Origin of the sequence: Desulfatibacillum aliphaticivorans DSM 15576 (assembly GCF_000429905.1) — a bacterium.
GTDB classification, from domain to species: Bacteria; Desulfobacterota; Desulfobacteria; order Desulfobacterales; family Desulfatibacillaceae; genus Desulfatibacillum; species Desulfatibacillum aliphaticivorans.
Window position 1 is genome coordinate 227,118 of record NZ_KE386982.1, and the last position, 12,050, is coordinate 239,167.

The 12,050-nt window shown below is 55.5% G+C and carries 8 protein-coding genes; 6 read left to right on the forward strand and 2 right to left on the reverse strand.

Annotation, left to right across the window (positions count from 1 at the left end; all coding sequences use genetic code 11):
- Positions 1–17: 17 nt before the first annotated feature.
- Entirely contained in the window at positions 18–1,133 is a 1,116-nt protein-coding gene (locus tag G491_RS0127175; protein ID WP_028316778.1) for an aminotransferase class I/II-fold pyridoxal phosphate-dependent enzyme, read from the forward strand.
- Here the strand turns inward: G491_RS0127175 and G491_RS32830 are convergent.
- The gene (locus G491_RS32830; RefSeq protein ID WP_051327554.1) at positions 1,130–2,443 is read right to left on the reverse strand and encodes an RCC1 domain-containing protein; all 1,314 of its coding nucleotides are present in this window, start codon (positions 2,441–2,443) and stop codon (positions 1,130–1,132) included. The genes G491_RS0127175 and G491_RS32830 overlap by 4 nt on opposite strands.
- 476 nt (positions 2,444–2,919) lie before the next feature.
- Between G491_RS32830 and G491_RS0127185 the strand changes: the two genes are divergently transcribed.
- The 5 genes from G491_RS0127185 to G491_RS0127205 all read left to right on the forward strand — a co-directional run bounded on the left by G491_RS0127185 (position 2,920) and on the right by G491_RS0127205 (position 9,172).
- Positions 2,920–3,870 carry an NAD(P)H-dependent flavin oxidoreductase gene (locus G491_RS0127185; RefSeq protein ID WP_015949733.1) on the forward strand — a complete coding sequence of 317 codons (951 nt, stop codon included), beginning with the start codon at positions 2,920–2,922 and terminating at the stop codon, positions 3,868–3,870.
- A gap of 44 nt (positions 3,871–3,914) precedes the next feature.
- The gene (locus tag G491_RS36625; RefSeq protein WP_051327555.1) at positions 3,915–4,925 is read left to right on the forward strand and encodes a rubredoxin-like domain-containing protein; all 1,011 of its coding nucleotides are present in this window, start codon (positions 3,915–3,917) and stop codon (positions 4,923–4,925) included.
- Between the two features lie 10 nt (positions 4,926–4,935).
- A complete protein-coding gene (locus tag G491_RS32835) occupies positions 4,936–5,919 on the forward strand; it encodes an ABC transporter substrate-binding protein (protein WP_035220387.1) in 984 nt (327 codons plus the stop codon).
- The gene (locus G491_RS0127200) at positions 5,900–7,828 is read left to right on the forward strand and encodes a SpoIIE family protein phosphatase (RefSeq protein ID WP_169829533.1); all 1,929 of its coding nucleotides are present in this window, start codon (positions 5,900–5,902) and stop codon (positions 7,826–7,828) included. Before G491_RS32835 ends, G491_RS0127200 begins: the two co-directional genes overlap by 20 nt.
- 567 nt (positions 7,829–8,395) lie before the next feature.
- Positions 8,396–9,172, forward strand: coding sequence for a RhlG family 3-oxoacyl-ACP reductase (locus G491_RS0127205; RefSeq protein ID WP_028316781.1), 777 nt, complete (start codon positions 8,396–8,398; stop codon positions 9,170–9,172).
- A 78-nt stretch (positions 9,173–9,250) separates the two neighbouring features.
- Here G491_RS0127205 and G491_RS34745 read toward each other — a convergent pair whose 3' ends face one another.
- Positions 9,251–11,683, reverse strand: a complete 2,433-nt coding sequence (locus tag G491_RS34745; RefSeq protein ID WP_169829534.1) for a vWA domain-containing protein — start codon at positions 11,681–11,683, stop codon at positions 9,251–9,253.
- Positions 11,684–12,050 lie beyond the last annotated feature (367 nt).

A 12,050-nucleotide genomic window follows, 5' to 3' on the forward strand; every position in this document is an offset into this window, starting at 1 on the left:
CCCCAGAAAGGACTGTCATGAAGATTCCGGTTTTTGACCTGGAACGATATTTCGCCAAGTACGAGTTTTCCACCAAATACCTTTTATCCTGTTCCGATTGCCAGACCATGTCCATGCACGAACTGGCCGCCATGGCTTCGGAGGCCGCCCGGCCTCTCTGGGACGGCCTGGAGCTTGGGTATACCGAAACCATGGGGCATCCGCTTTTGCGGCAGGCCATAGCCGATCTTTACCTGGGTCTGGCGGCTGACAATACTCTGGTCGCCGCGCCGGAAGAGGGCGTTTTTTTGTTCATGAACACCCTGCTTAAAGCCGGCGACCACGTGGTGTGCATCAGCCCGGCTTATCAGTCCCTGCATGAGGTGGCCAGGGCCATTGGCTGTGAGGTGTCGGATTGGGTTTTGGACGAACAAAACGGCTGGGCGCCGGATTTGGCGGACCTGGAAAAACTGCTCCGGCCGGAAACCCGGCTGGTGGTGATCAATTTTCCTCACAACCCCTCGGGCGCCGTTGTCAGTCAGGATTTTCTGGACTCCCTGTACGCCTTGTTGGATGCACGGGGGATTTATCTGCTGTCCGACGAGATGTACCGGTTTCTATATCATGACCAGGCCCAGCCCCCCAACCCGGCGTGCGGGGATTATCATCGGGCAGTGACCCTTGGAGGCCTGTCCAAAGCATTCGGCCTGCCAGGGCTGCGTTTGGGCTGGCTGGCGACGCAGGACATGGATTTGTTGGAAGAAATGAGCCGCTTCAAGGATTACACCACCATTTGCCACAGCGCGCCCAGCGAGATTTTGGGAATCATAGCCCTGGAGAACAGGGAGGCCATCCTTGATCGGCAAACAAGGCTGATCCGCAAAAACCTGGAAGTCCTGGAGGCGTTTTTGAAGGAGCATGACGCCCGCATCCGGTGCGTTCTTCCCAAGGGCGGCTCCATGTGCTTTCCCCGGCTGACTTTTACGGACAGCGCCCAGGCTTTTTGCGAGAATCTGGTCCGGGACACCGGCGTTATGCTGGTTCCGTCAACCATGTTCCGGTTCGGCGACCATCACGTGCGCATCGGGATAGGCCGCAGGGATTTCCCCAAGGTTCTTGAGGTCTTTTCCTCATACCTTGCGGCCGTAGTTTAGCGGCTGATAAACGGGCTCCCGGAGACTACTGTTTTTTCCGGGAGTGCGTGGAAATTCTTATCGGCCTTTCCAATGCCCAATTGGCCCTTTTGGTTGTCGCCCCAGGCCAGGACCGCGCCGTTTTCGGCCACCGCCAGGGAATGGTAACGCCCCGCAGCCAGGCAGATCACGCTGTGAAGGGAAGCCAGGGTCGGATGGTCTTCATGATTTTGGGCGCCTTGCCCAAGTTGTCCGCGATCGCCGGCTCCCCATGCGAGAACGGAGCCGTCGCCCATCAAAGCCAGGGAATGTCGGCCGTTGGCTGTAATGGCCCTCACTCCCTTTAATGGGACGCCGTTGGTCGATCTGACCGGCAAGGGATCTCGCACAAAACCATTATGCGGCCCCATGCCTAGCTGGCCCACGCCGTTGTTTCCCCATGCCCACACTTCCCCATCCCTGGTCAAAGCCAAAGAGAAGGCGTGTCCTGCAGCGATTGCGACAACATTGTCCAAAGGCTTGTCAACGGAATGCATTACCTGCACGGGGGCCTTGCGGTCATAATCGCTGCAGTCTCCCAACTGGCCGAATTCGTTGTCTCCCCACGCCCAAACGGTTCCGTCGACGCTCAAGGCCAGGGAGTGGGCGAAACCCGCCGCCACTGCCTTGACGCCGGCCAAAGGCTTTCCGAACCTCATCACCTGTCTTGGATTTTGCCTGTTTTTCAGGGTTCCGCCTCCAATCTGGCCGTCACTGTTGGAGCCCCACGCCCAAACGGTTCCATCGGAAGCGACCGCCAGGGAGTGTTCTCCCCCGCACGCAGCGCCCACGATATTTTCAAGCGGATTGGTCCTTATGTGCCTTACCTTTACGGGGGATCGGCGTTCATAAAAGAATCCGTCTCCGAGTTGGCCCATGGAATTTTCACCCCAGGTCCATACCTCGCCTTTGGCGGTCAGGGCCAATGAGTGATGCTCTCCCGCCGCAACCTTTAAAACGCCGTTTAATGGAGCGCCGGACTTATGCATTACCTGGACGGGAGAGAGGGAGGCCTTGTTCGTTCCAATCCCAAGCTGGCCCGAGGAATTGTCTCCCCACGCCCAAACGGTTCCGTCGTTTTTGACAACCAGGGAGTGATATCCTCCCCCTGCTGCAATTCCCCAAACAGGATGAGGCGCGTTTCGATGCCGGGCGCTGGTTCGGGCTTCCTCGGAGGGACGCGGCTGACTGGAAGTGCACGCCAGGCAGCCTAAAAGCAGGATCGTCACGACTATCGCCGGAATAAGGACGGGCTTCAGGGAGTGTTCGGAGGAGAGCATGGATTTAAGCATCGTGTGATTTTCTTTCTTTTTAGGGCGGTTTGCTTGGGAACTAATGCGTCGGCTCTGCTCCAGCGGCGATTTCGCCTTGACGGCATGGGAATCCGGGCCGAGGCCGAAAGCAGTAATTAACGCCAGTCAGGCAAATACTGATAAAAAATAGCATAAATCCAGTATTTGCTGCAAATAAAGATTCGAGACTACCCTATCAACCATAAAGATGTTTCAGTTGCATAAGGTATGGGCAATATCCGAAAAGCCTCTGAAAGCCCTAATATGCGGCCGTTTTGAGGCGCCCTCACCTTTTCTGGGGAAAGCTGGTTATCCCCACGATTTTGCCATGTTTTTTCGCTGAGGTGGACATGTCCCCCCGTCCTCTGTATAATGATTCCGCATGATTTATACATACCGGCATGTTCGGCGGCGCTTCATCAATATAGGAGCAGCCGATCCGCTCTATCGCGTACGCATGACAAAAGGAGAATGCAATGCAACGGGGACGTCTTGGCGAACTCCTGGGAATTGAATATCCAATTATTCAGGGCGGCATGGTTTGGGTTTCCCATTGGCAATTGGCGGCGGCCTGTTCCAACGCGGGCATCCTTGGGACTTTGGGCAGCGGGTCCATGTCCCTGGATGAGGTTAAGGAAAACATAACCAAAATGCAGGAAAACACGGACAAGCCTTTTGCCGTGAACATTCCCATGCTGCGGCCCGACGCTGTGGAAATCGGTCAAATCGCTTTGGACATGGGCGTGAAGATTCTCATCACCTCGGCCGGCAACCCGGCCAAAATCGTTCCCGTCCTGAAGCGGGACGACACCTTGCTCATTCATGTGGTTCCTTCGGTGCGCGGCGCTGTCAAGGCGCAGGAGACCGGCGTGGACGCCATTGTATGCGAAGGCTACGAGGCGGGAGGCCATAACAGCCCCTACGAAACCACCACCCTGGCCCTCACTCCCCAGGTTGCCGACGCCGTGGACATCCCCGTGGTCGCCGCGGGCGGCATCGCCGACGGCAGGGGGATCGCTGCGGTCATGGCATTGGGCGCGGACGGCGCGCAACTGGGCACCCGCTTCATCGCCACCACCGAGTGCAACGCCCACGCCAAATACAAAGACCTCATCGTGGACACGCCCGACACCGGCACATGCATTATCGGCCGCAAGCTCTCGCTTTTGCGGGTGATCCGCAATGATTTCGCCCAACGGATTGAAGACGCGGAAAAACAGGGCGCCGACAAGGACGGCCTGCTCAAGGTTATCGGAAACGAATTCAACAGAAATCGGGCCGCAGCCGTGGACGGGGACCTGGCCGAAGGCGCGTTTCAAGCCGGTCAGTCTTCGGGGATGGTCAAGGACGTGGTTCCCGTGGCGGAATTGGTCAAGAGGCTTGTTGCGGAGTTTGAAGCCGCCAAGCAAGTTCTTTCTAATATGTAATCAAACCAATAAAAAGATACGTAAACAACCCGTGGAGGACCTGAATGAAAAAGTGGAAATGCTTGGTTTGCGGATACATCCATGAAGGCGATGAACCGCCTGAGAAATGCCCGGTTTGCGGCGCCGACGCCAGCCAGTTTGAAGAGTTGATCGAAGAGGACGCCCCGGCTGAGGAAGCGCCTGCTGAGGCTGAACCCGCTGAAGCAGCGCCTGTAGAAGCAGCGCCTGTGGAAGAACCTGCGGCTGAAGAAGCGGCCGTCGAAGAGGCTAAGGAAGAAGAGGCCTCCCCGGAGCCCGCCCCGGAGGAAGAAGCTCCCAAGGCGGAGGAATCCGTCCAGGAGGCTCCTGCGGAGGAGGCGCCGGTGAAAAAGTGGCGCTGCACGGTTTGCAATTACATCCATGAAGGCCCTGAGCCGCCTGAAATCTGCCCGGTTTGCGGCGCGGACAAGAGCAAGTTCGTGGAATTCAAGGACGGGGACGAAATACCGTCCAGGAAGAAAAAAGCCGCCCCCAAAGAGGAAGACAAGCCGGCGGAGGAAATCAAGGAAACTTACAAAGTGGAGGAGTCCATTGGCCGGGATTCGACTCCGGAGCCCGAGCCTTTGTCCTTTATTGAAAAATATGACGCATGGCTGTCCCTGCTCACTCAGCATCACGCCCATCCCATTGCCGTGCACATTCCCAACGGCCTGGTTCCCATCGCCGTGATTTTCATGGTGCTGTCCATGCTGTTCCATTCCCAATCCCTGGGCCAAGCCTATTTTTACAACATGATCGCCGTGCTTCTGGCCATGCCCTGGGTGCTTTTCACCGGGTATGTGGATTGGCAGCGGGTGTATAACGGGGCCAGCACTTCGGTTTTTAACTCGAAAATAGTATGCGGCCTGATAGTAGCAGGCATCGCTTTCATTGTAGTGGTCTGGAGACTGTTTCAGCCTGACATTCTCATGCCTGGCGCCTCCGGCCGTTTTTTCTTTGCGCTTCTTAATTTCATCATGGTGGGGGCTGCAGGATATGCCGGATTCCAGGGCGGAAAGCTGGTTTTCAACAAATAGGCGAATAGGAATGCCGGGAGTTGTGATCCTGGCTTTGGTTATTATGGCGTGTGCGGGAGCCTTTACGGCCCCCGCTGCGCTCGCCAAAGAGGTTCGGCTCATTCCGCAGTGGGTCCCGCAGGCTCAATTCGCCGGATATTATATGGGCCTTAAAAAAGGCTTTTATAAAAAAAGGGGCATTGACCTGACGATTATCTCCGGAGGGCCGTTAAGGCAGTCTTCCGAGTATCTGGCTTCGGGACAGGCGGAATTCGCCACGTTATGGCTGGCCTCGGGAATACAAATGCGGGACCACGCCGTGCCGGTGGTGAACATCGCCCAGATGGTTAGGCGCAGCGCACTCATGCTGGTGGCCAAAAAGAGCAGCGGCATCATTTCCCCCCAGGACATGAACGGAAAAAAGATCGGGCTTTGGGAACCGGTTTTTCAGATTCAGCCTTCGGCCTTTATCGAAAAATACGACCTGGACGTCACTACGATTCGCCAGTCCTATTCCGTCAATCTGTTTTTAAGGGGAGGCGTGGATGTGGCCTCGGCCATGTGGTATAACGAGTACCATACCATCTTAAACGCCGGCCTGAATCCCGACGAACTGGTCACCTTCTTTTTCTACGACCACGGCCTGAATTTTCCCGAAGACGGCATTTACGTCCTGGAAGACACCCTTAATCAGGATCCGGACCTGTGCAAGGCGTTCGTGGCCGCCTCCATTGAAGGATGGGATTACGCCTTCGCCCATCCCGAGGAAACCATCGACCTGGTCATGGCCAACCTGGAGGATGAGCACATTCCCGCCACCCGGGTCCATCAAAGGTGGATGCTTGATCGGATGAAGGACCTCATGTATCCCCTAAGCGGGGGGGGCATATCCGCTGAACTGAAATACGACGACTTTGCCAGAGTGGCGTATTCCTTAAAGGATTTCGGCCTGATAGACTCCATCCCGGAGTATAATGCCTTTTACCGAAAGTGCTATGATGAAAACCACCAATAGGGGCATTGCCTTTAAACTCAATTTGTGGATCCTGACGAGTGTGACCCTGATTTTCGCGGTCATATTCACCTACACGTATTTGTTCACGCGGGACATGCTCATCGCGAAAATCGAGCAAAGCGCTCTTGATTTGGCTCGGGCCACTTCCGAGGATATTGACGCCGTTTTGCTTTCCGTGGAAAAAACCCCGGAAAACATAGCCGTCGCCATGGAGCAGTTTCGTCCCCAAAGCGGAGCTTTTACGGGCCTGATTCAGGAAACCATCAAGCGCAGCCCGGAAATCTACGGCGCCACGGTGGCTTTCGAACCCTGGGAGTACAGTACAAACATTCGGTACTTCGCCCCCTATTACTATAAAGGCAGGGACGGCAAGGTCGAATTCACCTACATCCCCTATGACTACATTTACGAAGATTGGTACCAGATCCCCAAAGAACTGGACGAGCCGGTGTGGAGCGAGCCCTATTTTGACGAAGGCGCGGGCAATATCCTCATGTCCACCTATTCGGTTCCCTTTTACGACCTGAACAGCCCTGAAAAGAAGTTATGGGGCGTTACCACGGCGGACATCTCCCTGGCTTGGCTCCAGGAAATCGTCCAGGCAATTAAAATCGGAGAGACCGGATACGGCTTTCTCATCACTAAAAACGGAACCTTTGTCACGCATCCAAACTCCCGCCTGATTATGAACGAAACCATTTTCAGCCTGGCCGAGGGCAAAGGCGACGCGCGGCTGCGCGAGATCGGCCGGCGCATGATTGCAGGCGAGACCGGGTTCGTGTCCCTGAACTGCGAATTTTCAGGCAAGCCCTGCTGGCTGGTCTACAACCCCTTGTCTTCCAATGAATGGTCCCTGGGCGTCATGTTTCCCAAAGAAGAACTCATGGCTGACGTGTTCCGCCTGAATAAAATCGTCATCGGCCTGGGCGCCGCCGGCTTCATTTTGATCATGTTTCTTATCGCCGCCATTTCAGGAACCATTACGCGCCCCCTCAGGGCCTTGACCAGAGTGGCCGAGGACGTGGCCACCGGAAACCTGGACGCGGAAATGCCCGAAGTCAAATCCCGGGACGAGGTGGCCAGCCTGGCCCACTCCCTGGATAACATGAAAACCTCCCTCAAGGATTACATTCGGGATCTCACGGACCTTACCGCCGCCAAGGAAAGAATCGAAAGCGAACTTCAGATCGCCCGGGACATCCAGATGGGCATCCTGCCCAAGGTCTTTCCGCCCTTCCCGGAGCGGGACGACTTCGCCCTCTACGCCGATGTGGAGCCCGCCAAGGAAGTAGGCGGCGATTTGTACGACTTTTTTTTCATCGACGAGGAGCGCCTGTGCGTCACCCTGGGAGACGTGTCCGGCAAGGGCGTGCCTGCGGCGCTCTTCATGACCATCACCCAGACCCTCATTAAAACCCGGGCCACGCAAAATCTTTCCGCGGGAGAAGTGATTGCATGGGTGAACCACGACCTGGCCCAGGAAAACCCCTCCTTTATGTTTGTGACCATGTTCTTCGGGATTTTCAACGTGAAGACCGGAGACCTGGATTACGTCATTGCAGGACACAACCCGCCTTACATCGTCCGCGCCAACGGAGACCTGGAAATGATGCCCTCCACCAAAGGCATGGCCCTGGGCATCCGGGAGGAGGCCCAGTACTCCGCGGCCAAGGTTACGCTTAGCCAGGGGGACATGCTTTTCCTGTACACCGACGGCGTCACCGAAGCCATGGATCCCCACAACGACCTTTTCTCCGAGGAGCGCCTGGAGAATATCCTCAAGGAGCACGGACTAATGAAGGTGGGAGACCTCATCAAGCACATCTTTGCCGAGGTGCATTCATTTGCCGACACCGCTCCCCAGGCCGACGACATCACCATGCTGGCCCTTCGCTACACGCCGGAGTAGGGAGGCCGTGGCAGGATGCTTGTCGGGTCGCTTCGCTCTGGATTTTTGGCTTTCCTATCTCTTGCGCCAGATCAAACGCCTCCGGATCCCAAATATATCCTGAATCGCTCCGCGTGACCCCACCTGTATTTGCCAATAAAGATAGTTGGTTATATCGCAGGTCGGGTCACGCGAAGCTCTTAAATTGCATTTGAATCCCAAAGATGTCGTTTCGCCGCATCCGAATCAAAAACATAATAAGCTCGTGCGCAACGACCCGACATTTTCCTGCCTTGCCAGTGCCACCCAAAAAAACAAGCCCCGCGCCAATATCGACGCCGCACCGGCGCCGCCCCTCCTCAAAAAAAAACGCAGAGCAAGCCCTGACCTGTATTGTTTAGCAAATCCTCAAACGTCAAACGTAGATTTGACCCCATGTTTATTCGAACTTGCCCTTGACAGGGGCGTTTAAAGCGGACAAGATTAATTTTTACGATCGTGTAAAGAAGCCGGATTTTTGTTTGACGACTCAAGGGATATTATGACAATTCCGCCCCCTTCTTCGGCGGATTAAACAAGGAGAAAAAGATGATTGATGCACTGTTTTCCATGAAAGGCAAGATTTGCCTGGTCACCGGCGGGTCCAGGGGGCTTGGCTATTACATGGCTCAGGGATTTTTGGAAGCCGGGGCCGCCCGCGTATATATTACGGCCAGGAAAGCGCCTGCCTGCCTGGAGGCGGCGGAGGAGCTCTCAAAGTTCGGCGAGTGCATCGCCATCCCCGGAGACGTGGGCGGGCTGGAAGGCATCCAGGCTCTGGCCGCCCGAATTTCCGAAAAGGAAGACAGCCTGGACGTGCTGGTAAATAATGCCGGCGCGGCCTGGGGCGCGCCTATTGACGCCTTCCCGGAAAAAGGTTGGGACAAGGTGATGGACCTGAACGTCAAGTCTCCGTTTTTCATGACACAGGCCTTTTTGGCCTTGCTCAAAAAGGGAAAAAACGCGGAAAACACCGCCAGCGTCGTCAATATCGGCTCCATAGCCGGGATTGTGGGCGACAGCCTTTCCAGTTACAGCTACGGACCGAGCAAGGCAGCCATCCACCAATTGACGCGGAACCTGGCAAAGGATTTGGCGGATGACCACATCCGGGTTAACGCCATTGCGCCGGGCCGGTTTTTCTCCAAAATGACCGAATACGTCAGCAAGGACAAAGCGGCCTACGAGGCGGAGTGCAAGGAAATTCCTCTGCACCGCTGGGGAAGCGCCGAGGACATCGCCGGGGTGGCCGTCATGCTTTGCAGCAGGGCTGGGGCCTATATGACCGGCCAGATCGTCCCCATCGACGGCGGCAGCTCTCTGTGAGGATAGATACGTTTTTATTGCTGTATAAAAATCCCCGGACGGCATGGCCGTCCGGGGATTAAAAATCATTACAGGTTGTTAGATGGCCAGGGTATTGTAGATATCCATGACTTCCTCAGACAGGTTATATAGGGCTTCCTGGATAGCTTCCTTGGGCGCCTTTTTTTTCAGCAGTTTGTTCAGGGCCTCCACCTGGCTCCGCGCCGCCTCGATGCGGGGCAGGAGGTCCGGGCGATCCTGCTTTCCGGCCTGCTCTTCGCAAGTATTGAGGCGACGATTCAGGGTGTCGGAATTGCGCCTGGCCTGCAGAGGGTACACGCGGCCCAGGGTCCACTCCTCCTGATTGTAAGGCATCTTGGAGGGGGTGTAATCCTCCTGCTCCTCATCCGCGCCCATTCCGGAAGCTCCGATCATGTCTTCGTCAATCCGGGCGCCCACCTGAGCTCGGGGCTGTATGCCGGTCTGCACCCCGGGCGGAACTCCGGCCCCGGAAAAGGTCTCATTTGCCGGGGCTGCAGCCTGGGCGGGGGATTCCTTGGGAACGACGCCTGCCTGCTTCAATTGATCCGCAGTCGCCTGCAGTTGCGCCATGCCCTGAGCCTGGGCCGCAGCGGCCTGGGCCTGGATGGCCTGAACGTCAGGAACGGATGATCCTGCAGCTTGCTCCACGGTTGCGGAAGATGAAGGCGGCGCCTCCGGAGCTTCGGATGTTTCGGGCTGCTGAGGAGCGTCAAAATCCACGGTTTTGCGAACGGTTTCCCCGGCTTTGATCTCCACCTTAAAGGTTCTCTTGGATTTGTCGCCCCAATCGTCCCGTATTTCTATGGAATAAACGCCAGGCAGGACTTCAAACTTGGACGGCGCGTTTTCCGTGCTGTCATCCCGGACCACCTCTCCGTCCGGCTTGGTCAACTCCACGGCGGCGTAAAAGAGTTTTCCGTTTCTAATGGGAGAGACCTCCAGGACGCCGGACTCAAAGGAAACCTCCTTTTTAATTGTTTGGCTCGAGAGAATTTCGATTTCACCCAGGTCCATAACGGCCTTGGTTCCCCATTCGTCCGAGATCTGGACGGAGTATTTTCCCGGGGGCAGTTCAAACTTGGCTGGCGTGCTTGAGGTGCTGTACTTCATCAGGCTTTTGCCTTGCAGGGTCTTGGTCTTTACGGCAGCGTCAAACAGTTCTCCTTTTTTCCGGGGATAAACCTCCAGAAAGCCGGACTCGAAGGCCGCTTCCTTTTTCACCGTCTGGCCCGGGATAATCGTAACTTCGCCAAGGTCAATAATGGCGTCGGTTCCCCAAGCGTCCCGCACCGTGATGGAATATTGGCCGGGGAGCAGTTCGAACTTGGCGGGCCTGGTTTCGGTGCTGTTGTCGCTTTTCTCTTCCCCTTGCGGAGTCTTGACTATCACAGCCGCGCTAAACAGTTTCCCCTGCTTCATTGGGAATAATTGCAGGAAGCCGGTCTCGAAGACGGCTTCCTTTTTGACCGTCTCGCCAGGGACAACGATGACCTCGCCCAGATCAATAATAGAGTCGGTTCCCCAGGCGTCCCTGACTGAGACCGTGTAGGCGCCCTCTTCCAGATCGAATGCGGCGGTCCTTGTTTCAGTGCTGTTATCGCGAAAATCCTGGCCGTTGGAACCTTTGACTTCCACGGCGGCGGAAAACAGCATGCCTTCTTTGATAGGGGAGACCTCCAGCCTGCCGGCGCCGAATTTCGCGGTGATCTCCGTGACGTCATTTTCCGTGACCTCCACGGCCTTGAACAGCTTGTGGGGATGAGAATCCTGGACCCATGCATCAATGACTTTGACGTCGTACACCCCGGGCGGCAGGGCGAAACTCGCCGGGCGGGTTTTCGTGGACTGGCCCTGCATCACTTCTTCGCCGGTTTGCGGGTTTAAGACCACGACCTGCACATCCAGCGGCTTTCCGTTAAGCAGGGCGGATACTTTGAGGTTTTTTTCCACGGTTTTTTCAATGACCGTGGTCAGAGCCTCCTTGAGTTTGTCTGCATTGGAAGCCGGAAAATACTCCCCGTCCCCTGCGGCGGCCATGCACTTCAGTTCCTCCTCGGTCTCACCTCCCACGTCAAAGCCCACCACATGCATGACAAAGTTAATTCCCAGTTTTTTGAGTTCAGCCACAAAGGCGCAGGGTTCGGGATCGCAGGTTTCCTTGCCGTCGGAAACAAGCAGGATGGTGGTTTCGTCCTCCAGATGCTTGATGGCCTCGGCGGTCAGGCGGATGGACCGCAGCATGGGCGTCTTGCCCTTGGGATTGATGGCCTTGATCTTTTCAATAAAGGCCTGTTTGTCTATGGGGCCTAAAGGGATGAGGGTTTCCAGGTCGTCGCAATCCCCTTTGCGGCGGTGGCCGTAGACCGTAAGCCCGACATTGATGTCGTCGGGCAAATCGTTGACTATGCCTTCCATGACTTCTTTAGCAATGGTGATTTTTGCCTTGCCCTCTATTTGCCCCCACATGCTGCCTGAAGCATCGAAAATCAAAATAAGGTTGCTTCCAGGAGACGCAGCATTTGCCAAATTTAATTCCATGGGAAAAACAAATGCTAACAATAAAACCAATAAAATTAAACTCTTTAAGGATTTTTTCATACGCATGAGAACCTTTCCGACAGTAAAAAATTCTTGTCCCAAGCAATACGCGGCATAAAGCCCGCCCATTGCACAAATCTAGCCTGAACGCTAGCCAGGAAACCCCGATCCCCTCAAATCGAGCCTGCCGAGAGATGGCAGTATAGCGGTCTAATGGTGTAAACCGCAGGCGAAATTTTTAAAACGGTGTCTTTTACTTAATGATCGGGAATTAATTCAGATATTTTAGACAAAGGCAAGCCCTTTTTTGTAATATAAG

Bases quoted from the DNA above. Each gene is read 5' to 3' on its own strand.
- G491_RS0127175 (WP_028316778.1), top strand. From the start codon at position 18: ATGAAGATTCCGGTTTTTGACCTGGAACGATATTTCGCCAAGTACGAG.
- G491_RS0127200 (WP_169829533.1), top strand. From the start codon at position 5,900: ATGATGAAAACCACCAATAGGGGCATTGCCTTTAAACTCAATTTGTGG.
- G491_RS32835 (WP_035220387.1), top strand. From the start codon at position 4,936: ATGCCGGGAGTTGTGATCCTGGCTTTGGTTATTATGGCGTGTGCGGGA.
- G491_RS0127185 (WP_015949733.1), top strand. From the start codon at position 2,920: ATGCAACGGGGACGTCTTGGCGAACTCCTGGGAATTGAATATCCAATT.
- G491_RS32830 (WP_051327554.1), bottom strand. From the start codon at position 2,443: ATGCTTAAATCCATGCTCTCCTCCGAACACTCCCTGAAGCCCGTCCTT.
- G491_RS0127205 (WP_028316781.1), top strand. From the start codon at position 8,396: ATGATTGATGCACTGTTTTCCATGAAAGGCAAGATTTGCCTGGTCACC.
- G491_RS36625 (WP_051327555.1), top strand. From the start codon at position 3,915: ATGAAAAAGTGGAAATGCTTGGTTTGCGGATACATCCATGAAGGCGAT.